The sequence below is a fragment of the Alcanivorax hongdengensis A-11-3 genome, assembly GCF_000300995.1.
Lineage (GTDB): Bacteria > Pseudomonadota > Gammaproteobacteria > Pseudomonadales > Alcanivoracaceae > Alcanivorax > Alcanivorax hongdengensis.
In genome coordinates this window covers 1-20,013 of record NZ_AMRJ01000044.1, presented here as the reverse complement: position 1 = coordinate 20,013, position 20,013 = coordinate 1, and the positions used below count along the sequence as shown (strand labels likewise).

Annotated in this window: 18 protein-coding genes; 5 read left to right on the top strand and 13 right to left on the bottom strand. The window is 58.9% G+C overall.

The window, feature by feature from the left end; all coding sequences use genetic code 11:
- Nucleotide 1: 1 nt before the first annotated feature.
- Nucleotides 2-3,010, bottom strand: coding sequence for a helix-turn-helix domain-containing protein (locus A11A3_RS16350; RefSeq protein ID WP_040297380.1), 3,009 nt, complete (start codon nucleotides 3,008-3,010; stop codon nucleotides 2-4).
- Nucleotides 3,011-3,403: 393 nt separating this feature from the next.
- On the opposite strand from A11A3_RS16350, the gene A11A3_RS16345 reads away from it, so the two are divergent.
- Nucleotides 3,404-3,649: a hypothetical protein gene (locus tag A11A3_RS16345; protein WP_008930444.1), complete on the top strand. Its 246-nt coding sequence runs from the start codon at nucleotides 3,404-3,406 to the stop codon at nucleotides 3,647-3,649.
- Between the two features lie 26 nt (nucleotides 3,650-3,675).
- On the opposite strand, the gene A11A3_RS16340 is transcribed toward A11A3_RS16345, so the two are convergent.
- The 5 genes from A11A3_RS16340 to A11A3_RS16320 all read right to left on the bottom strand — a co-directional run bounded on the left by A11A3_RS16340 (nucleotide 3,676) and on the right by A11A3_RS16320 (nucleotide 8,169).
- The gene (locus tag A11A3_RS16340) at nucleotides 3,676-4,629 is read right to left on the bottom strand and encodes a patatin-like phospholipase family protein (RefSeq protein ID WP_008930443.1); all 954 of its coding nucleotides are present in this window, start codon (nucleotides 4,627-4,629) and stop codon (nucleotides 3,676-3,678) included.
- A gap of 2 nt (nucleotides 4,630-4,631) precedes the next feature.
- Nucleotides 4,632-6,116: a flavin-containing monooxygenase gene (locus A11A3_RS16335; protein ID WP_008930442.1), complete on the bottom strand. Its 1,485-nt coding sequence runs from the start codon at nucleotides 6,114-6,116 to the stop codon at nucleotides 4,632-4,634.
- A 12-nt stretch (nucleotides 6,117-6,128) separates the two neighbouring features.
- Complete coding sequence (locus A11A3_RS16330) at nucleotides 6,129-6,902, bottom strand: SDR family NAD(P)-dependent oxidoreductase (RefSeq protein ID WP_008930441.1); 774 nt, start codon at nucleotides 6,900-6,902, stop codon at nucleotides 6,129-6,131.
- Entirely contained in the window at nucleotides 6,899-7,519 is a 621-nt protein-coding gene (locus A11A3_RS16325; protein WP_008930440.1) for a TetR/AcrR family transcriptional regulator, read from the bottom strand. The genes A11A3_RS16330 and A11A3_RS16325 overlap by 4 nt, the downstream gene beginning before the upstream one ends.
- Nucleotides 7,520-7,668: 149 nt before the next feature.
- Nucleotides 7,669-8,169 (bottom strand): DUF1289 domain-containing protein, encoded by a 501-nt coding sequence (locus A11A3_RS16320; RefSeq protein WP_008930439.1) that lies wholly within the window; start codon nucleotides 8,167-8,169, stop codon nucleotides 7,669-7,671.
- Nucleotides 8,170-8,357: 188 nt separating this feature from the next.
- Here A11A3_RS16320 and A11A3_RS16315 point away from each other — a divergent pair, with 188 nt between their 5' ends.
- Entirely contained in the window at nucleotides 8,358-9,041 is a 684-nt protein-coding gene (locus A11A3_RS16315; protein WP_008930438.1) for a DUF2846 domain-containing protein, read from the top strand.
- Between the two features lie 49 nt (nucleotides 9,042-9,090).
- Here the strand turns inward: A11A3_RS16315 and A11A3_RS16310 are convergent, their stop codons facing one another.
- The 3 genes from A11A3_RS16310 to egtB form a co-directional block, all read right to left on the bottom strand.
- A complete protein-coding gene (locus A11A3_RS16310; RefSeq protein WP_008930437.1) occupies nucleotides 9,091-9,615 on the bottom strand; it encodes an acyl-CoA thioesterase in 525 nt (174 codons plus the stop codon).
- 124 nt (nucleotides 9,616-9,739) lie between these two features.
- Complete coding sequence (egtD, locus tag A11A3_RS16305) at nucleotides 9,740-10,711, bottom strand: L-histidine N(alpha)-methyltransferase (protein ID WP_008930436.1); 972 nt, start codon at nucleotides 10,709-10,711, stop codon at nucleotides 9,740-9,742.
- Nucleotides 10,708-11,934, bottom strand: coding sequence for an ergothioneine biosynthesis protein EgtB (gene egtB / locus A11A3_RS16300; RefSeq protein ID WP_008930435.1), 1,227 nt, complete (start codon nucleotides 11,932-11,934; stop codon nucleotides 10,708-10,710). Before egtB ends, egtD begins: the two co-directional genes overlap by 4 nt.
- Before the next feature lie 207 nt (nucleotides 11,935-12,141).
- Between egtB and A11A3_RS16295 the strand changes: the two genes are divergently transcribed.
- Nucleotides 12,142-12,912, top strand: coding sequence for a 3-hydroxyacyl-CoA dehydrogenase (locus A11A3_RS16295; RefSeq protein WP_008930434.1), 771 nt, complete (start codon nucleotides 12,142-12,144; stop codon nucleotides 12,910-12,912).
- 64 nt (nucleotides 12,913-12,976) lie between these two features.
- On the opposite strand, the gene ppnN is transcribed toward A11A3_RS16295, so the two are convergent.
- Nucleotides 12,977-14,344: a nucleotide 5'-monophosphate nucleosidase PpnN gene (gene ppnN / locus A11A3_RS16290; RefSeq protein WP_008930433.1), complete on the bottom strand. Its 1,368-nt coding sequence runs from the start codon at nucleotides 14,342-14,344 to the stop codon at nucleotides 12,977-12,979.
- A 237-nt stretch (nucleotides 14,345-14,581) separates the two neighbouring features.
- Here ppnN and A11A3_RS16285 point away from each other — a divergent pair, with 237 nt between their 5' ends.
- On the top strand, nucleotides 14,582-14,812 hold the full coding sequence (locus A11A3_RS16285; protein WP_008930432.1) for a hypothetical protein: 231 nt from the start codon (nucleotides 14,582-14,584) through the stop codon (nucleotides 14,810-14,812).
- Here the strand turns inward: A11A3_RS16285 and dinB are convergent.
- A complete protein-coding gene (gene dinB, locus A11A3_RS16280; protein WP_008930431.1) occupies nucleotides 14,783-15,889 on the bottom strand; it encodes a DNA polymerase IV in 1,107 nt (368 codons plus the stop codon). The genes A11A3_RS16285 and dinB overlap by 30 nt on opposite strands.
- Nucleotides 15,890-15,974: 85 nt before the next feature.
- On the opposite strand from dinB, the gene A11A3_RS16275 reads away from it, so the two are divergent.
- Complete coding sequence (locus A11A3_RS16275; RefSeq protein WP_008930430.1) at nucleotides 15,975-17,591, top strand: FAD-dependent monooxygenase; 1,617 nt, start codon at nucleotides 15,975-15,977, stop codon at nucleotides 17,589-17,591.
- Here the strand turns inward: A11A3_RS16275 and A11A3_RS16270 are convergent.
- A complete protein-coding gene (locus A11A3_RS16270) occupies nucleotides 17,536-18,393 on the bottom strand; it encodes a putative RNA methyltransferase (RefSeq protein WP_008930429.1) in 858 nt (285 codons plus the stop codon). The two genes, A11A3_RS16275 and A11A3_RS16270, sit on opposite strands and share 56 nt — an antisense overlap.
- 229 nt (nucleotides 18,394-18,622) lie before the next feature.
- On the bottom strand, nucleotides 18,623-20,013 hold a 1,391-nt coding region (locus tag A11A3_RS17320), incomplete at its 5' end, for a trypsin-like serine protease (protein WP_008930428.1).

Below are 20,013 nucleotides of genomic sequence, written 5' to 3'. Positions count from 1 at the left end.
ATCAGGTGGCCAGATTTACTATGCCACTACAGGCCATGGTTCTGGATATCCAGTCATGGGCCTCTTTGGGGGCTATGTTCAGAAGTTTTCCCAGAGCCACTCCGGCATATTGAAGCATTAATTCATCGTTATTAGAAAATGCAGATTTCAATATTTCGCTGAGAAATTCATTTGATTCTTCGATCATTGAATTAATGAGTGTGGTGGCTGAATGTTGACCGGACTTAGACTCTTCGATATCTGCAAGGCATTCTCTTAAGAAATTTAATATTTCAGATGCATCATTAAATGATTTTGTGAGCGTCCTGGAGAAGTTTGACATTTCTGTATGAATTTCTTCCCAGGAGGCGCCCCTATCGTTCCTGAACGTTGAGTGTCCCCATTCGTCCATGATTAACCGCGTAGCTTTGGTTTTTAGATCTCTGTCTAAATGTCTCATGATGGCCTGTGCTGGGCCCGATGTTGCCTCGTCCGCATAGAAAGCATGCCAGGATACTGACTTTACGATTCCCATAAGGACAGGGGCGGCCACTTCATTAGTTGTTAAGAAGGTTTCAATATCGTTTAGCGTTTCAATAAAGTCGTTATTCCAACTTTCTCTGGTTTCCTTTGGTAGATGTGCTCCAAATAGTCCCATTGGGTATCTGAGCGCTTCATGTAATTTCATGGCGGCAGAGTAGGCAACAAATTTATCTTTGTGGTTCAGCAATCCGATAAGCGCAGTAACCACTTTTCTCCTGGTTGCGGCCATGGATTCTTGAGCCACGCAGAAGGGTGTCATGGTAAATGCGCGTGCGGTTGCTATGGTTGTGTGGCCTTCAGTGCTTAGGATTTCGACAAGAAAGTCAATTGGTGAATATGCGTGTTTCCAGCTGTCTTTATTGTGTGTCAGAGAAATTGCAAAATCGGCGATAATATCGCAATACTTAATCGGCTTTCCGGGCTCTGGCCCGCCTAACTCATTAAGTACCCTTATTCCGTGCCATGGGTGCTGGTTCAGCGATCTATCGTCATCTCTTCCGATTTTCCAGAGAAGCTCGCAGGCATCTGGAAGATATTCAAAGTTATAGGCTATGTACTTTAGGATTTTCGTGATGCTTTTTTCCTTTGATCCATCATCAATGAGTCGTCTTGCGTATCTGATGGCTTTTTCTGGCTGATAGAATGCGGCTTCTGCTACGGCTGATGAGTGTGGCTCACTTCCATCAAGTTTTTCCCATATAGAGTTTAATAGTTCACTTTGCCTTGTGTCTCCGTTGGACAGTCTCCAGTCCAGTTTCCCTAGATTAACTAATAGGTTTCCTATGTATCCCGCAGGAAGTGATTCAAATACTGCCTCTGCTATTCCTGTTGACCTTGAGTTAATCACGCATGAGCTCTCGACTAGAAAGTCGCCTAATAGATCTGGTGATATTTTGCTTTTTCTTCCTCTTTGAAAGAGAACCCCGGATTCTTTTAATCTCTTGAGTACTCTAATAATATTGCTCTTGTTCAGGGATGATGTGCTCTCTACGGCTTGTATAAGCGCGCCGTCATTTTCGTAAATTGGCTGTATTAGAGCGATGGTCTCCAGTACTTGCCTAACTGAGCCTTGATCTAGCCCGCTTCCTACGCCTTCAACGATTTTTTCCACTAGCTGGAGCATTAATGTATCGCGGAATATCTCCTCGCTATGAAGGAAGTCCGGAAGGGTGTCTCTGTTATCGGATAGAATTTGCGCTCCTATGATAGTGGCAAGAGGGCAGTCGCCTGTGTATTCGGCCAATCTTTTGCCATGGCGGGTATCGCCTCCGAATTGACTTAAAGCTTGAGTGGCGAGTGCTTCGGCATCTTCTGGAGCCAGCTTCTTTAGCTCAATAATTGGGGTTTCATCAGTAATAAGCTGTGGAGCCTGCTGCCGAATTCTGCTTTCGCCATATTTTCGATATGCAAGCAATAGTCTTGTATTGTTATCCGGGTTGGCAGCGTATTCAATTAGGAGTCGAAGCTCTTCTCTATCATGCGCGTCGTCGCATACCAGAAGCTTTCTATTTCTCCCGAGGTCTTCCAATGATTTCGATGTGACGCGGTCTTGGGTGAGAAGAAAAATGCTGCGTCCATTTTCTGTAGAGGTGATTTTGTCGACGGCAGCTTTTATCAGTCTTGTCTTTCCTGATCCTCCCGAGCCTGAGAGTAGGGTTATGGGTTTGTCATTTTCGTTAAGGTTGGCGACTAGCTCCTCTAGTTCTTTTGTGCGTCCTACGAGTTCCCAGAGGTGGGAGAAGCCAGAATGCTTTTGTATCATGCCAGCGAAGAACATGTTGGGTTCTTGCCAGGGGGATGGCTCTAGTTCTCCTATTAGGGCCTTTCGTTGGCCTGGGAAGTAGACGTCGACAAGAATCCTTTGCTCTTCCTTGCTTAGTGATAGTCGAATGTGTCGAGAAATGTCTTCTCTGTCCCAAAGTTCCCACTCAGAGTGGCTTTTTATCTCCTCTCTTGCTTGAGGGCTGGCAAGACAGCTAAGCAGTATATATTTTCTCTCTGAGGCTCTGGTGTGAGCTTCAACGGCCTTCTTTATTTTTTGAGGCCCAAACTGGGCGTGACGCTTGCACTGATATGTGTGGCATGTGTTGCCATCAAATATAACTTCAACATCTAGTCCTTCTTGCGTATGCCCTTTGTCTCCGTATCTGTAAACTTTTGCTTCTCTGTGCAGGCATTTTAGAAAGTCGGTGCAAAAGCGCTCAAATGACTCCTCGCTGAGAGCGTCAAGGGGCCATGGCTTGTCGAATGAGACTGTGACAGGAGATTTCTCTGTATAACCGGCCAACTCTAGTATCTGCCGGGCTTCACACTTAAGGGCTGAGGCTAGTGCGGATATTTGTTTTGGTCGTGGTCTGGAGGCCCCTTTCTCCCACCTGCTAATGGTTTGTTGGCTGACTCCTACTCTTGTGGCAAGGTCTGACTGCTGGGCTATGCCTGCTTGGCTTCTTGCTTCTGTCAGAAACGTGCCGAGTTGCGACCATTTCATATTGTTACTCGTTTAGTGTGTAATGAATGCATCGTAACACACAAAAAGTGTTATGGTTAATATTTGTTCAAGTACGTCCATCGCGGCAGCTTCACGATGCCTGGCGTGATTTAAGAGGTGGCTGCATTGCGTTGGGATCTAACGCTCGTGGTTATGCGAGGTGGGGGCAACAATGGGGGCAACAAAAAAATTTAACTGTATATTTATTATATAAAACAAATTGTTATCGGTTTAATTATAGTCCCTCCTGGGCCATCTTGTGCATAAAAAAGCCCCGTTTTTAACGGGGCTTTTTTATGCCTGTCCGATGGCCGGTGTTGAAGCCTCCGGCCCTCAGGCATACAACTGAAAGCAAGGCAGAAACGTCGGCATTACCGGCAAGAACAAGGATATATGCGATTCTGGCAGGACAGTCATTTCCATGGTCCCCCGCGGGACAAGCCCCATGAGGAACGGGAAACGCCCGCCGGCCCGCGGCGGGTGATTGAGCGTGAGCGCTGGTTGCTGCTGGTGGTGGTAGCGATGATCGTGGCCGCCGTGGCCTTTGCCATCTATGTGGGCCACGAAGGCCAGCAAGCGCGGGACGCGGTGCATCGGATCAACACCATGCTGTCCGAAACCCCGCAAGCCCGGCCCTGATTCAGCCACTCATTTGCCCACGCGGCTCAGCCCGGTTGCAGGGCCAGGCGCAGATTACGCTCGGTGGTCTGCAGCGCCGTGGCAAGCACCTGCTGACGCCGGGCCGGGTCCATCATGTTGAAGCCGAAGGCGGTCAGGTCATCCGCACCCGGTTCCAGCCGGATGACCGTCTTGCCGGCCTTTTCCAGCTTTGCCACTTCCTCATCCACGATGCCGGTCATGTAGCGACGTACCTGCCGCTCGATCCTGGCCAGCGGCGAGCGCGGTCGGTCCGGCTGGCGTGACGCCATGGGTGCCAGGATGATCACCTCGTCCACGTTGCTGTCCACCAGCAGGTCCGCGGAGGTGGGCGAGGCCACGCCGCCATCGATATAGGTGCGCCCGTCCACCGTCACCGGCGGGCACCAGGCGGGCACGCCGTAGGAGGCACAGACCGCATCACCGATGGTGGCCCGGGGGGCGCCGCCCTTGCCGAAGGCAATGCGTTTGCCGCTGTCGGTGTCCACTGCCATGATCCAGGTGGCCGGGTGCTGCACCCAGTCGGCGCCGCCGGTGGCGCTGTCCACCAGGCGCCGGAACGGTGCCATGTCGAACTGGCCCCGGGGCAGCAGGCCACAGACGGCGGTGAGTGGCGAGACCTGACCACGCAGGCCCTTGAGGGCCAGTTTCAGGCCGGTAAAGCGGGCGCCGGGCAGCGGCGGCAAGGCGCCACCGCTGTCACTGTCGTGGTTCCACTGGCACTGTTCACTGGTGCCCTGCTGGCAGGCCAGCAACTGGCTGACACTGATGCCACTGCCCAGCAGGGTGGCCAGCACTGCGCCGGCGGAGGTGCCGATCAGGATATCGGCCTGGCGGGCGTCCCAGTCCAGCTGTTGTTCCAGCCGGTGCAGGGCGGCAATGGACCAGGCGCCGCCGGCCACGCCGCCACAGCCCAGTACCAGGGCGCGGCGTGGTGGGGTGATTTTTTTCTTTGCAGCCATGATCAGAATACCTTTGCGGTGGCGGGGGTCAGGGTGTAGCTATCGGCATCGAACTCGCGCAGCAGGCGCTGCATTTTCAGGGTGCTCCAGGGGAAGCCGACGCTGTTGAAGCCGTTCTTGTCCAGGTAGTAGCTGGAGCAGCCGCCGGTATTCCAGACGGTACCCTGCAGGTCCTTCTGGACCTTGCGATTGTAGGTTTTCTGCACCTGATCTTTCACTTCCACGCGGGACAGCTGTCGCTCGCGCATGGTGGTCAGGGTGCTGATGATGTAGTTGATCTGCGCCTCGATGACGATAAAGGCGGAGTTATGGCCGATGCCCAGGTTCGGGCCCAGTACCATGAAGGCATTGGGCAGGCCGCTGATGGTGGTGCCGCGGTAGGCCTGCATGCCGTCTTTCCACATCTGGCTCAGAGATTCGCCGTCGTTGTTGAAAATGTGGTCGGCGATGGGCGGCTCGGTGACGAAGAAGCCGGTGCCGAGAATGATGGTATCCACCTGGCACTCGCTGCCGTCCTGGCCCACCAGGGTGTTACCGCGTACTTCCTTGAGGCCGGTGGCGAAGACATCCACATTGGGCTGGTTGAGGGCCGGGTAGTAGTTGTTGCTCATCAGTACCCGTTTGCAGCCCAGGGTGTAGTCCGGGGTGAGCGTCTTGCGCAGCGCCGGGTCCTTGATGGCCAGGCGGATATGGGCCTCGCCCAGTTTCTGGATCTGGCGCAGTAGCGCCGGGCGGCGAAAGCCGATGCCGAAGGTTTCAAAACCGCCGAACAGCATCTTGCGCCAGGCGTTCAGGGTGAAGGGCAGGCGGAAAAAGTTTTCTTCCAGCTTGGGAATGGCATGGTCCGGTTTGGGCAGCACCCACTGGGGGGTGCGCTGAAACAGGGTCAGGTGTTTGACCTGCGGCTGGATCTGCGGCACGAACTGGATGGCCGAAGCGCCGGTGCCGATCACCGCCACCCGCTCGCCATTGAGGTCATGGTGGTGGTCCCAGCGGGAGGAATGGAACAGTGTGCCGGTGAAGTCCTTGAGGCCGGGAATGGCGGGCACAATCGGCTCGTGCAGGTAGCCGGAGCAGGCCACCACGGTGCGGGCCAGATAGAGCTGGTCGGCGGTCTGCACCTCCCACAGGTGTTTTTCCTCGCGCCACTGGGCGCGCTCCACCGCCTGGTTGAAGCGAATGTGGCGCTGGATGTGATGGCGCTGAGCGGTATCGCGCACATAGTCCAGAATCTCCGCCTGGCCGGCAAAGGCGCGACTCCAGTCCGGTTTCTGGGCAAAGGAGTAGGAATATAGCGCCGACGGCACGTCACAGGCGCAACCCGGGTAGGTGTTGTCGCGCCAGGTGCCGCCCAGATCATCGGCCTTTTCCAGAATCACGAAGTTATCGATGTCGGCCTCTTTGAGGCGAATGCCAAGGCCGATGCCGCTGATGCCGGCGCCGACAACCAGGACGTCGTAAATCGCGGTGGTGGCGTGCTGTGTCATGACTGGGTCCGTTTACTCGTTGGGTTGCGGGCTGAAGAAATCCATCGCCCGGTGGGTCAGGTTCAGGTTGGCGATCTGCTTGGCGACGCTGTAGATATCCGGGTAAATCACCCGCGCGCTGTTCTTGCTGAACGCCTTGTAAATACGGTCGGCGAGAATCTCCGGGCGGCCGGTGGGGATGAAGCGGGAAATCGGGCCCTGCTTGACCTGGCTGCGGGCATGGCTCTCCAGGCCGGAATAGATCGGCCCCGGGTAGACGGTAATCACGTTGACGCCGTCTTTCTTCAGGTCCAGCCGGGCGATTTCCGAGGCCAGGCCGATGCCGGCCTTGGCGCCGCCGTAGTAGCTGCAGCCGCGGATCGGCACCCGGCCGGCCATGCTGGCCACGTTGATCACGCAGCCGTGGCGGTTGCTGACCATGCTCGGCAGGGCCAGGTCCATTAGCCGCATGGGGGCGGTGAAGTTGATATCCAGCAGGCGCTTGCCGCGCTCCCAGCCGGTGCCATGGACGGTGAGGATATCCATGATGCCGGCGCAGTTGACCAGCACGTCCACCGGGCCGTGACGGTCGGTGAGCGCTTGCCACCAGGCGGGCAGGGCATCGATATCGGTCAGATCGCAAGCTTCTGCATTTGCCCGGTGCTGGCGCGCGGCGGCTTCCAGGGCCTTGGCATTCAGGTCCACCAGGGTCAGGGTGGCCTGCGGGTGATGGTCGCGGAAACGGGCGCTCAACTGGCCGCCGATGGCGCCGGCTGCGCCGGTAATCAGAATATGTTTGGGGGTCATGGGGTGGTGTCTCCGGGTTGAGCCGCAATGGCCAGCCAGCAGGCATCGCGGGCCCGCTCCAGGTCATCATCGGTGAGTGTCAGGTATCCCAGACGTTCGGCCTTGAAAACGCCGACAAAGGCGCCCCAGAACAGGGCAATGGCCAGATCCGGCTTCATGCGTTCGCTGAGCAGGCCGGTGCGCTGGCCGATGATGACCATCATGCCCAGCGGAATCAGCAGGGCTTGCTCCTGGCTGCGGCTTTCCGCATTGAGATAGCTGTGGTGGTCCTGCATTTCCAGAAACTGGAACGCCTCTGGCTGTTGGCGGGCAAACGTGGTCAAGCGGGCCCACAGGGTGTTGAACAGGGGGCGGGTCGGGTGCATCAGATCCAGCCCGTCCAGCAGGTGTTCCTGTAGTCGCTGCTTGGTGTCCCGAAAAACCGCATTAATCAGTGCTTCCTTACCGTCAAAATAGCGGTATAGCGTGCCGACACCGACACCGGCTTCCGCCGCGATCGGCGGTACCGCGGTACCGTGCAGACCGTGCTCGGCGAACACACGCAGGGCCGCCTGGATGATCCTTTCGTGCTTGGGCGCTTCCTTGAGAGCGGGGCTGGCGAAGTGGGCCTGATTCATGGCATGCCTTGATGGTGAATGAATGTTCATTCCGTAAATGTGCCATTGTTTGATGTCTTGATTGAAGTGTCAGATTGGGCCATTTGGCCCCTGGTTAGGCGTACAGTGGTGAGACAGGTTGGGGAATGCCGACGGCGCCTGGTTGGCTGCTAGAGCAGGCCCTTTTCGCGGGCGGCATGGGCGGCCAGGTCGGCCACCAGGGTCACCGGGCGAGCAAAGGAGCGGTCATAGTGGGCCTTGGCCAGGGCATGGCATTCCGCGCTGATGCGGTCGTACAGCTGGCGCGGTGACAGGCCTTCGCTGCCGGGCAGGGGGTGCAGCCCGAAGCGGTGATAGTCCAGCTGTTGTCGGCCGGCGGCCTTGAGCAGCTCTGGCACCCAGCCCTGGGGGGACAGTTGTGGCTGGTAGCGCAGGTTCTGGAAATCCAGTTGTTCGGCCAGCAGGGCCGCATCGGCAACCTGGAAGTAGTTGTCCACCACCTGGGTCAGCAGCAGGTCCAGGCGGCGCCAGACAATCTGCTTCTGTTCGTCGGTGTAACCGTTCCAGTCCACTACCTCATGGCTGAAGCGACGACAGCCGCGACAGACCGTATCACCGAATACGGTGGAACAGACGCCGATACAGGGGGTGCGGATGCGATTGACTGACATGGCCGAAAGGTTACCAGAAAAGTGCTGGCTTGGGAGCCGTCGGCGACGGCGTCGCTGCCAGCGCGGGTCCCTTGAGCATCCCGGCCAAATCAGCCATGATTAACCGGTTTCGTGGGTTTGTGTATAAATAATAAGCAGGGTTGCGTGCCGGATTCCCGGTAGCGTTGTCGACGCTGGAGAATAATAAAATGCGACTGGTTATGCTGATGACGGCCTGTGTGATGGCCTTGTCAGGCTGTTCCGGGCTGGGGGTCGGAGTGCCTTCCACGCCGGGGGCCTTCATTGTGGCGCCACAGGGGCGCACCTTCGAGCCCATGGACACCCTGGACCCGCGTAATGCCATGGTCTATATCTATCGGCCAATCACCCGCTGGGGCTATGAAGAAGTGCAGGCGCCCACGCTGTTCCTCAATTCCACCCAGCTGTTCGGTCTCAAGGCCGGCGCCTATGAGTGGCTGGAGCTGAACGCCGGTACCTATGATTTTTATGCCCGTCGCCCGCTCAGTGTGCTCTACCTGAAAACCATCTTTGATTCCAAGCTGAAGGTGGAAGGCGGCAAGGATTACTACTTCCGTTATTCCGAGACCCGTCCGCTGGATCTCACCGAGCTGGTGGCCAACCCGGAAGATTACCTGCAGGACGGTCCGCTGCAGCAGGTTCCACCGGCCATAGCCTTACGGGAAATTGCCGACCTGCGTCTGGACGAGCCCGGCCTTTACTACGGCAACCAGCAGGAAAAGACGCCGCGCTGGGCCCCCTTCTATACCTACTCGGAGGGCGATGCGGTTCAAGAGGGTGACAAGGCCGCCGATGCCACCGACAAACCCGGGCTACTCAGCCGTACCCGTTCCTGGTTTGCCAGTCTGTTCTAGAGTGGAAGATGTCGATAAGAAAATGGCGCCTTGAGGCGCCATTTTTTTGTCAGTCTGTTTCCGTTAGCCGTCGCTTGCTGTGCAGCAGACGTTTCCATTGCTGCACGTACTCCGGCAATGCCGGTGAGGTCAGGTTCATGCCGGTGATCTCCTGCATGGCCTGGGGGCTGATGGACTTGCCGCCGTACACATTGGCAACCCGAAGCAATGCATGGGTATGTAGCTTGCGCTGGGATTCGAAGCGCTGGTCGTAGTAAACGTACTTGTCGTCCCAACCGAGAATGCGGGTGTGCACTTGGAACTGCTGATAGGGGCGTAGCTCGCGGATGAAGGCAATTTCCGTGTTCGCCACCACCGCATTGCAGCGCGCCTCGATCATGCGGTTGAGCATGCCGGTGACCACCGCGTGTTCCAGGCGACAGCGATCCATGAACTTCAGGTACTTGGCGTTGTTGAGGTGCATGTTCAGGTCGATATCCAGCAGACCGACCCGGAATTCCATGGTCACCACATCAAACAGTTGATGGGTGGGGGGGCGTTTGCGACGTCGTGCGGCACTGATCAGTTCAAGCATCCGGATATCCTTGTATCTCCACCACGACCCGCCAGAGCCGTGGGGCAACCTGTTGTTATCGGCGGTTAGCAAAGAGCGCCGAGTATAACGGGCACGAACGTACTCTGTCAGTGTGTGTGCTGTTTCACATTACCAGAGCCAGATGCAGACTGAACAGGTTGTCATCATCCACCCAGCAACCGGCGGGCTGGAAGCCGGCCCGGGTCAGCAGGGCGCTGAAGCCCTCCACGGTAAACTTGTAGGAGTTCTCGGTATGGATTCGGGTGCCGGCGGGCAGTGAGATGACCCGGTCTCCCACGGCCACCTGCTGGTCCTGCAGGCATTCCAGATGCATTTCGATGCGCTCATGGTCGGCATTGTAGAACGCCAGGTGGCGGAAACCGCTGATGTCGAACTGGCAGCCCAGGCTGTCGTTGAGGTGGGTCAGGGCATTGAGATTGAAGGCGGCGGTATGACCGGCGCTGTCATTGTAGGCGGCATCCAGCCGGGCCGGATCCTTCTGCAGGTCGGCGCCGATCAACAGGGCACCGCCCGGACCGGCCAGGCCATGCAGGCCTTGCAGAAAGGCGAGCCGTTCCCGGGGCTCGAAATTACCGATGGTGGAGCCCGGGAAAAACACCACCCGGCCCGGCTGTGACAGGCTCTGCGGCATGGTAAAAGCCTGGCAATAATCCGCACACACGGCACTGATCTGCACTGCCGGGAAGTCCTGGGCCAGCTTGCGTGAGGCGCCAAGCAGGCACTCGCGGGAGATTTCCAGCGGCATGTAGTGCTCCGGTGCCCAGGCGTCCAGCAGCAGGCGAACCTTCTCGCAGCCGCCGGCCCCGGGTTCGGCAATGGTGTGTGGCTGGCCGAGCCGGTCGTGGATGTCACCGGCGTAACGCTGCAGCAGTGCCACCTCCGTGCGGGTGGGGTAGTACTCGGGGGTGCGGGTGATGGCATCGAACAGGCTGGAGCCGGCCTCGTCGTAGAAGAACTTGGGGTGCAGTGACGGGGTCTCGCGGCTCAACGATTGCTGCACCTCCGCCAGCAGGTCGGTGGTCGGCGGATACAGATCATAAAACGTCAGGTTGGGCCCCAGTTGCTGCTGGTTCATGTCAGATCTCCCGCCAGGCGGATACCGCTGAACTGCCAACGATGGTGTGGATAGAAAAAATTACGGTAACTGGCTCTCAGATGGTCGCGGCTGGTGGCGCAGGAGCCACCGCGCAGCACCATCTGATTGCACATGAACTTGCCGTTGTACTCGCCCACTGCACCGCGGGCAGTCTGGAAGCCCGGGTAGGGTAGGTAGGCACTGGCGGTCCACTCCCAGACATCCCCGAACAGACTAGCCAGCGGCCCGTCGCCGGCGGCACCGGGCTGGAACTGGCCGTTGTCGGCAACCTGTCCTTCGCTACCGGCCTGGCCGGCGGCATGCTCCCATTCCTGTTCCGTGGGCAGGCGCAGACCGGCCCAGCGGGCATAGGCGTCGGCCTCGTAGTAATTCACGTGGGCAAGAATGCGGTTGTCATCCAGCGGTTGTAGCCCGGCCAGTGTGAAGTGCTGATCAAGATCCGCTTGCCAGTAGAGCGGTCGGCGGATGTCGTGCTGTTGTACCCAGGCCCAGCCATCGGAGAGCCACAGTGCCGGCTGCTGATAACCGCCATCCTCGATGAAGGCGCGGAACTCGCCGTTGGTGACCGGCCGATTGGCCAGCCGGAAAGGGTTGAGCCAGACCCGATGGCGGGGCGTTTCGTTATCAAAGGCAAAGCCGTCCCGGGCACCGATGTCCACCAGGCCACCGTCAAAGTCGGAAAAACTCAGCGGCGTCGTCGTGCCGTCAAGGGGCGGCGCTGACGTCAGGGCCGGGGCCAGCGGGTTGAAGGAAAAACTGAAGAGCAGGTCGGTGAGTAACAACTCCTGGTGCTGTTGTTCATGATTGAGGCCGAGTCGGATCAGATCCGCCAGCTGCGGGCAGGCCGGGATCAGTTGTGCCATGGCGTCGTCCACCTGCTGGCGCCATTGGCGGACCTGGTCACCGGTGGGGCGTGACAGCAGATGCCGGTGGGGGCGGGCATACTGTTCGCCGATGCCGTTGTAGTAGCTGTTGAACAGTTTTTCGAATTCGGGGTGGAAGACCCGGTAACCGGGCAGGTGGGGTTTGAGCAAAAAGGTTTCGAAAAACCAGCTGGTGTGGGCCAGGTGCCAGCGTGGCGGGCTGACCTCCGGGCAAGCCTGCAGCCCCATGTCCTCGGCGCACAGTGGTGCGCAGAGCTGCTCACTGAAGCGGCGCACACGCCGGTAATCGGCCAGCAGGGTGTTGCTGGCGTGATGCATGGCTGTCTCTGGCAAGGTCATCCCTCCCGTGCCGTTTTCCCAAGAGTACCCCGTTGACACCCGGCGGAGCCAATCACGGTCTGGCTGGTGGTCAGGTGACGCAATGTGACAGGCGCCGGCCCGGTTGAGCGAAAGCAACAATGAGCCCGGCGCAGTGGCTGGGTATACTGCCGGGCATCATTTGTTATGGGCCTCACAGGAGAGCATATGAATATTGCAGATAAAGTGGCCGTGATCACCGGCGGCGCATCCGGCCTGGGTCAGGCCACCGCGGAAGCTGTTATTGCCAAGGGCGGCAAGGTGATGATCCTGGACCTTAACGAAGAGCAGGGGCAGGCCGTGGCCGCCAAGCTGGGTGACAATGCCGCGTTCGTGAAAACCGACGTGACCGACGAAGCGTCCGTACAGGCTGCCATTGCTGCCACCGTCGACAAGTTCGGCGCTGTCCATGTGGCGGTGAACTGTGCCGGTGTGGGCTCTGCCATGAAGACCGTTGGCCGTGAGAACAAGCCCCATGATCTGGGCGTGTTCAGCAAGGTGGTACAGATCAACCTGATCGGCACCTTCAACGTGACCCGGCTGGCCGCCGCCGCCATGGCCGAGAATGAACCGGGCGAGGATAACGAGCGCGGTCTGGTGGTTAACACGGCGTCCGTCGCCGCATTTGATGGCCAGGTGGGCCAGGTGGCCTATGCCGCCACCAAGGGCGGCGTGGTCGGCATGACCCTGCCCATCGCCCGCGATCTGGCACCGCTGGGGATTCGCTGCAACACCATTGCGCCGGGCATCTTCAACACGCCGCTGATGAATGCCGCGCCGGACAAGGTGAAAATGCCGCTGATCGAAATGACCCAGTTCCCCAAGCGCCTGGGCAACCCGGAAGAATACGGGGCGCTGGTCTGTCACATGATCGAGAACAAGTTCCTCAACGGGGAAACCATCCGCCTCGATGGCGGCATCCGGATGCAGCCGCGTTAACCGAACGCGGTCTGCGGATACAGAAAACCGGGCCCACAAGGCCCGGTTTTTTTATGCCTGACGATCAGGTCACCAGCTCATAGCAAGGCACATAGTGACTGCCCGGCAGCTTCATGCGTTGCTGGTCCACGAAGGCCCGCAGCAATTCGTCCAGGTGAGTCATCAGCGCGCCTGGGGCATGCAGCTTGTAGGGGCCGTTCAGCTCGATGGCATGGATACCCTTTTCCTTGACGTTGCCGGCGACAATGCCGGAGAAGGCGCGCCGCAGGTTGGCGGCCAGCTCGTGGACCGGTTGCTCGGGGCTCAGGTTCAGGGCCGCCATGGCGTCGTGGCTGGGGTCGAAGGGGTGCTGGAAATCCAATGGTATGTTGAGCCGCCAGTTGAAGTAGAACGCATCATCATTGTCGCGGCGGAACAGGGTCAGCCTGTCGATACCATGACAAAGGGCGGTGGCCACGGCTTCCGGGTCATCAATGATGATCTGATAGCGTTCGCTGGCGGCGTCGCCCAGGGTGGTGCGGATGAAGGTGTCCACCTGCCGGAAATAGGCCTCGCTGCTGGCGGGGCCGGTGAAAACCACCGGCAACGGCATGTCCATATTGTCCGGGTGCAGCAGCACGCCAAGCAGGTAGAGGATTTCCTCGGTGGTGCCCACGCCGCCGGGGAACACGATGATGCCATGGCCGACCCGCAGAAAGGCCTCCAGGCGCTTTTCGATGTCCGGCATGATCACCAGCTCATTGACGATGGGGTTGGGGGCCTCGGCGGCAATGATGCCGGGCTCGGAAATCCCCAGGTAGCGGCCGTCCTTGAAGCGTTGCTTGGCGTGGGCCACATGGGCGCCTTTCATGGGGCCCTTCATGGCGCCGGGGCCACAGCCGGTGCAGATATCCTTGTGCCGCAGGCCCAGCTGGTAACCGACGCTTTTACTGTAGTCGTATTCTTCCCGGGAAATACTGTGCCCGCCCCAGCACACCACCATGTTCGGCGAAGCGCCGGCCTTGAGTACCCCGGCGTTGCGCAGGATATGGAAGACCGCATTGGTAATGCCCTGGCTGCTGTTCAGGTCAAAGCCGTCGTTGTTCTGTATTTCGTTGGCGACATAAACGATGTCGCGCAGCACCGCGGACAGGTGCTCACGAATCCCCCGGATCATGCGGCCATCAACAAAAGCGCCGGCGGGGGCATTGTCGAGCTTGAGGCGCAGGCCACGGTCTTCCTGAATCACCTCGATATCGAAATCCCTGTAGGTCTCCAGTACCTCGCGACTGTCGTCGGTGGGCGTGCCGCAGTTCAGCACTGCCAGTGCGCAGCGGCGCAGCAGGTCATGCAGGCCATGGCCGGAGGTGTCACGCAGGCGCTCCACTTCGTGCTGGCTGAGGACTTCCAGGCTGCCTTCCGGGGCAACAATGGTGGATACCGTTTCTGTCATAGCGTTTCTTGTCCTGAATCAAGGCGGGAATGGATGCCGGCAATCAGCATAGCGGTAATGGTGCTAGGCGTGCAGGCACAATCTGCCCCTGCATTTTTACAATTGGCCGGGAACGCGCCCCCGGCGGCTTGGTTCCAACGTATAACCCTGTCATGGTGATCATGGTGTCATAAAAGTGTCGTCATGGCCGGGTAGGGTGCCGGCATCCGTTGCCGGCCGTAGTCACACAGGTGTCTTATGTTGCTCAAATATCTCAATCAGCTGGAAGTGGCCGTCCGCGAGGCCGAGCACCACCCCAGTGAGCAGGAATACAGCCGTTGTGCCCAATGCGTGGCCCAGCTGGAAGAGTATCTGGCCGGCCAGATGGAGCCGGTACAGCGCCGGGGCCACGAAATCATGGCCACCCTGATTCCCGCCCGGCTCTTCGCCCGCATGCCCTTACAGGTGTCGCGTTCGCTGGCGTTGTAGCGCCAGTTCCCGCTCTTTGGGAAACAGGTCCGGTTGCTGCGGGGCCTTCAGATCGCGTAGCCGGGCACCAATGCCCAGCAGTCGGGCCGGGCCCTGGCGACGCTCCCACAATTGCCGGAACAGGGCCTCGAACTGGGCCGCGTCCAGATGCTGGCCGGCCGTGTCGCAACTGAGACTGACAAAGTCCTGATATTTCACCTTGGCGGTGAGGCCGCTGATCAGGTAATGCTGATCCAGTTTGGCAAACCGCTCGCGCAGCTTTTCCAGCAAACCATCCAGTTCCCGTAGCCAGTCGTTCAGGTGCGGGTGATCCTTGTCGTAGGTGCGCTCCACAGATACGGACTTGCGTCGCCGGCCGGTCTGTACCGGGCGGTTGTCCTCGCCCCGGCTGAGGTGATAAAGGCGCTCGCCAAAGCTGCCGAATTGCTGGCCCAGCTCCAGCCGGGTCATGGCCTGCAGGTCGGCACAGGTTTTCAGCCCCAGGCTGGCCATGCGTTCGGCGGTCACCCGCCCGACCCCGGAAATACGAGTGACCGGCAGCGCCTTGACGAAATCCTCCACCTGTTGTGGCGTAATCACGAACAGCCCGTCTGGTTTGCGCCAGTCACTGGCCACCTTGGCAAGAAACTTGTTGGGGGCGACCCCGGCGGACACGGTGATACCGGTTTCCTGGCGGATTTCCCGGCGCAGGGCTTCGGCAATGCGCGTGGCACTGTTGTGATATTGCTTGCTGTCGCTAACATCCAGATAGGCCTCGTCCAGTGACAACGGTTCGATCTGGCTGGTAAAGCGCCGAAAAATTGTGTGAATCTCCGCCGAGACCTTGCGGTATTTGTCAAAATTGGGCGGTACGATGACCAATTCCGGGCACAGCCGCAGGGCCTGGGAGGAAGCCATGGCCGAGCGTACGCCAAAGTGGCGCGCGGCATAGTTACAGGTGGCAATCACGCCACGGCGGTGCGGGTCACCGCCCACGGCCACTGGCCGGTGGCGCAGGCTGGCGTCATCACGCATTTCCACGGCGGCGTAGAAGCAGTCGCAATCCACGTGGATAATTTTGCGGGCGGGCCGGGTCATGGCGATTCCGGGAACCTGCCGCAACCGCGGCAGGGAAAGATAAGGAGAGTGTACCATCGCCACCATCGAGAACAGCAGACCGGCGGTGCTGATTGTCGGCGCCGGCCCCACCGGCCTGACGCTGGGGATCGCCCTGCGCCGCCAGGGTATCGAGTGTCTGATCCTGGACCGTCTGGGCGAGCCGTCCCGCCATTCCCGGGCGCTGGGGCTGCATGCCCGCACGCTGGAAATCTTTGCCGCCATGCAGGTCCTGCCGACGGTGCGCAGTGGCTCCATGGTACAGAAGGCGGTGTCGGTGTACGGCGAGAGCGGCTTTCTGTTCGAGCTGGATCTGACCACCCTGAAGGCGCCTTATCCGTGGGTGCTTTCCTGCCCCCAGACCGTGGTGGAAGCGGCCCTCACCGAGCGCTATCTGGCCCTGGGGGGCAAGCTGGAGCGGGCTGTGGAACTGCTCGATTTTGCTCAGGATGGTAGCGGCGTGCGCGCCCGTGTGCGCCGTGGCAGTGAGGTGAGCCAGTTGGAAGCGGCCTTGCTGGTCGGCGCCGACGGCGTCGGTTCCACCGTGCGCCAGCAACTGGGCATCGGTTTCCATGGCGTGGATTACAACGAACATTTCCTGCTGGCGGATGTGTCCGGTCTGCCAGACCTGCGCCGTGACAGCTCCCACGGTTTCCTGATGCCGGAGGGCGCCCTGTTCGTACTACCCATGCCGGAGGGCTGGCGGTTGATTATCAGCGGCGCGCCACCGCAGGAGGAGGCGCCGGTCACACTGGCGCCGTTCCGCGAACGTCTGGAGCGGGTACTGCCCTCACCGGTGGAACTGGGCGAGCCGCGCTGGCTCAGCCAGTTCACTGTGCAACGGCGTCTGGCTCAGCATTACCGGCGTAATCGGGTCTTTCTGGCCGGCGATGCTGCCCATGTGCAAAGCCCGCTGGGAGCCCAGGGCATGAACACCGGTATTGCCGATGCCTTCAATCTTGGCTGGAAGCTGGCCCTCTATCTGCAGGGCTATGGCAATGGTGAATTGCTGGACAGCTATGAGCAGGAGCGCCGGCCAGTGGCCATACAGATGCTCAATCAGGTGGAAGTATTGTCACGGGCCTCGCTGTTGCGCCTGCCCTTGCTACGGCGCACCCGGGATTCGCTGCTGAAGATGGCCGGTAGCCGCCCGCAGATCAGCCAGCGTCTGCTGCGCCGGGCCAGTCAGCTGGATGTCAATTATCGCCAGTCACCGCTGGTGGCCTTTGGCCCTGAAGCGGCGTTGGGGCGGCGCCACTTTGGCCCGCTTCCCGGCGACCGGGTGCCGGATGCGGCCCTGAAATCCCTGCGAACCGGTCGTGATCATCAGCTACAGGATCTGTTGCAGCAGCCGGTCCATCATCTGGTGATACAGCTCACCGCACAGCCGGCCCACCACGAACAGATGGTGCTGTTTGCACTCAGCGAGCGGATTCCCGAAGAATATCGTGATCGCGTGCACCTGACCGTGATTGCCGCCGAGGAGGGGGCCGACGCCCTGTCACTGGTGCGAGAGGGGACCACCCGCATCTGGCATGATCACCGGGGAGAGTTTGCCCGGGCCTTCGGCGAGCAAAGCCGCCTGTGGCTGATTCGCCCGGATGGCCACCTGGGTTACCGGGCGCCGGTCAGTGATGCGGACCATCTGCTGGGCTATCTGGAGCGACTGTTTCGGCGTCACTGAAACGCCGCCAGCGTTGCAGCACGAAGTGGGCGTTCATGGGTTGGCCAAACAGCCTGTCGATGCCGGCCTTGGCCGAGGGTTTGGCACGCCAGTGGTGGGGGGTCATGGCCAGCAGGTTACGCAGCTCTTCCACACTCTCCGGTTGCCACTGGCAGTGAATTTCCTGCGTTGAAATCGCTTCAAAGCGTGCGTCGAGAAACTGGCCGGCATCAAAACGACGTTGCCGGACATCATCATAGAGCGCTTCGCGCAAAGGCATCAGGTGCTGCTCGCCGGTGCCGGCGACCACCAACTCCCCGCCCGGTTGCAGTACCCGGGCAATGTCATCCACAAACAGGCGGGTAAACAGCACAAACACCTTTTGCTGGCTGGCATCGAATAATGGCAGCCGCGCCCCGCTGGCCACCAGCCAGGTGAGACGCCGGTTACGACGGGCCGCGGCATCCACCGCAAACTTGGAAATATCCACGCCAATGCCGTTCACCGCGCCCAGCCGCCGGGCGATCTGTTCGGTGTACCAGCCCTCACCGCAACCAATATCCAGCCATGCCGGCTCCTCGTCCTCCAGCCCGGCCAACAGCGCATCGGCCAGGGGTTGATAGCGGCCCAGCGCCAGAAAGGCGCTGCGTGCCTGCACCATGGCCTTGTCATCCCCGGGGGAGCGCGAACGGCGGTGCTGGGCCAGCAGCAGGTTGGTATAACCCCGTTTGGCGCGATCGAATTGATGGCCGTTGTCGCAATACCAGCCATGATCCCGACGAATCAGGGGCAGGTCACAGCTGGGGCATTTGAGGGTGGGCATGGCATCAACATCGTATTAGAGCGTTGAGGCCGGCAGTGAAACACAAGGAGGCGATAAAGGGTAGGGCAAGATTATGCCTCTACCACTCAGATCAAGGGTGTCTGAGACAGCATCTGGGGATGCTTTTGATCTGACAATTCCATGGCAGTGCTTTGCGAGTTAGTTAAATGTCGGTCTGGCTGCCCCGCGTAAAGAAGGGCACCTTTCATTCAAAAGGTGCCCTGTGGTGTTAGCGACGGTGTTTTCTTAGTAGTCCTTGCGCGAACATCAACATCAGAAGCAGCATGTTGAAACTGCCTCCGCCTCCGCCGCCACTTCCGCCATCACTATCTTTAGCGCTAGCCGATGAACTATTGCTTCCACCTGACATGGAGGAACAAGCGGGGAGATCGTCACGGCTGAAATCAAGATTGATGTCCGCAGCGGGCTCGGCATCCGGGTAGCTGCCATTGCTATTGGTAATGGTGGCGTTAATTTGGCCGGAATCGCCGGGTGCCGCTGCGGCGGTTAAAGTGATTTTATCGCTGCTATTGGCATCGATGGTACCAAGATCACATTCCCCGCTGCTATCCGAGGAGCGACTGCAATTTTCTGGCAGAGTGCTTTCCTGCAGGGAAATTCCAGAGTCAATGTTGAAAGTGAGAATGGTATCCAGAGAAGGTTCGCTTTCGGAACGATTACTCAACTCAGTGCTAAACCTGATGGTGTTTTGCTCTACAGTCCTATCCATGCAGATAGCGGTGGCACTGAGGGCAAGATCAGGTTTGCTGGTAAAGAGAAGCTGAACTTCCCCTCCACCATTATTGGTTCGCCTGTAGTCGGTGTTGCCGAGTGGATTCACCGAGTAGGTAACCGTGACCGTTTCGTCTGTACGCCCACCCAGATCTTCGGCCTTGAAGGGAAAAGCAACAATGTCACCATGATCGATTGGGGGAATACTTTCAGCCTGACACAGGGTCTCGGTATTGGATAGATCCGTGCATGCAAAATCCGTGTTGCTGTTGGTGATGACAATATCGTCGGGGTGGCTAAAGGTAATCGCTAATGCAGAGACATCATTCGCTGTACTGTTGTTGCTAACTGCCACCTTGAAGTTCATTGCCTGATTGCCGCGGTAAACGGTGTTATTTACCGAGGGTTTCAGGTCATAAATTGGATAGCCTTCCAGTCGTGTGGTGAACTCTATCCAGTTGATGTAATCGATAACGTCGGTATAGACCCCGGGGCGACTGGCATCGCCACAGTCTCGTCCAAAGCTGACAATACCCACTTGCGGGCTATCGTCGAGAGGGTCGTCGGTGAAAAAGAGCGGTCCGCCGCTGTCACCCTGACAGGAGTCTTCGCCGTAAGTGTCCGTGGCATCCGGCTCCGGCTCATAGGCACAAATCATGTGGTCCGATAGGGAACCAAGGTCGTCGTACAGAGATTGGCAACCAGCGAAAGGCAAATAATCCAGCCCGACTTCCTGCAGTCCCAGATACCAAATTGGGTTGTCGCGGCTGCCGTCATAATCTGCAATACCCCAACCCAGTGTACTGAGAATATCATCATAATCCGGGCTTAATGTGAGAGAAGCCCAGTCCTTGTTATCAGGCAGAACAATCGTGTTTATGAATCGCC

Excerpts from the sequence above, each read along its gene's own strand:
- A11A3_RS16330 (WP_008930441.1), bottom strand. The coding sequence starts at position 6,902 with ATGACCCCCAAACATATTCTGATTACCGGCGCAGCCGGCGCCATCGGC.
- A11A3_RS16340 (WP_008930443.1), bottom strand. The coding sequence starts at position 4,629 with ATGGCTGCAAAGAAAAAAATCACCCCACCACGCCGCGCCCTGGTACTG.
- A11A3_RS16325 (WP_008930440.1), bottom strand. The coding sequence starts at position 7,519 with ATGAATCAGGCCCACTTCGCCAGCCCCGCTCTCAAGGAAGCGCCCAAG.
- A11A3_RS16295 (WP_008930434.1), top strand. The coding sequence starts at position 12,142 with ATGAATATTGCAGATAAAGTGGCCGTGATCACCGGCGGCGCATCCGGC.
- A11A3_RS16320 (WP_008930439.1), bottom strand. The coding sequence starts at position 8,169 with ATGTCAGTCAATCGCATCCGCACCCCCTGTATCGGCGTCTGTTCCACC.
- A11A3_RS16315 (WP_008930438.1), top strand. The coding sequence starts at position 8,358 with ATGCGACTGGTTATGCTGATGACGGCCTGTGTGATGGCCTTGTCAGGC.
- A11A3_RS16345 (WP_008930444.1), top strand. The coding sequence starts at position 3,404 with ATGCGATTCTGGCAGGACAGTCATTTCCATGGTCCCCCGCGGGACAAG.
- A11A3_RS16270 (WP_008930429.1), bottom strand. The coding sequence starts at position 18,393 with ATGCCCACCCTCAAATGCCCCAGCTGTGACCTGCCCCTGATTCGTCGG.
- egtD (WP_008930436.1), bottom strand. The coding sequence starts at position 10,711 with ATGAACCAGCAGCAACTGGGGCCCAACCTGACGTTTTATGATCTGTAT.
- egtB (WP_008930435.1), bottom strand. The coding sequence starts at position 11,934 with ATGCATCACGCCAGCAACACCCTGCTGGCCGATTACCGGCGTGTGCGC.
- A11A3_RS16350 (WP_040297380.1), bottom strand. The coding sequence starts at position 3,010 with ATGAAATGGTCGCAACTCGGCACGTTTCTGACAGAAGCAAGAAGCCAA.
- ppnN (WP_008930433.1), bottom strand. The coding sequence starts at position 14,344 with ATGACAGAAACGGTATCCACCATTGTTGCCCCGGAAGGCAGCCTGGAA.
- A11A3_RS16335 (WP_008930442.1), bottom strand. The coding sequence starts at position 6,116 with ATGACACAGCACGCCACCACCGCGATTTACGACGTCCTGGTTGTCGGC.
- A11A3_RS16285 (WP_008930432.1), top strand. The coding sequence starts at position 14,582 with ATGTTGCTCAAATATCTCAATCAGCTGGAAGTGGCCGTCCGCGAGGCC.
- A11A3_RS16310 (WP_008930437.1), bottom strand. The coding sequence starts at position 9,615 with ATGCTTGAACTGATCAGTGCCGCACGACGTCGCAAACGCCCCCCCACC.
- dinB (WP_008930431.1), bottom strand. The coding sequence starts at position 15,889 with ATGACCCGGCCCGCCCGCAAAATTATCCACGTGGATTGCGACTGCTTC.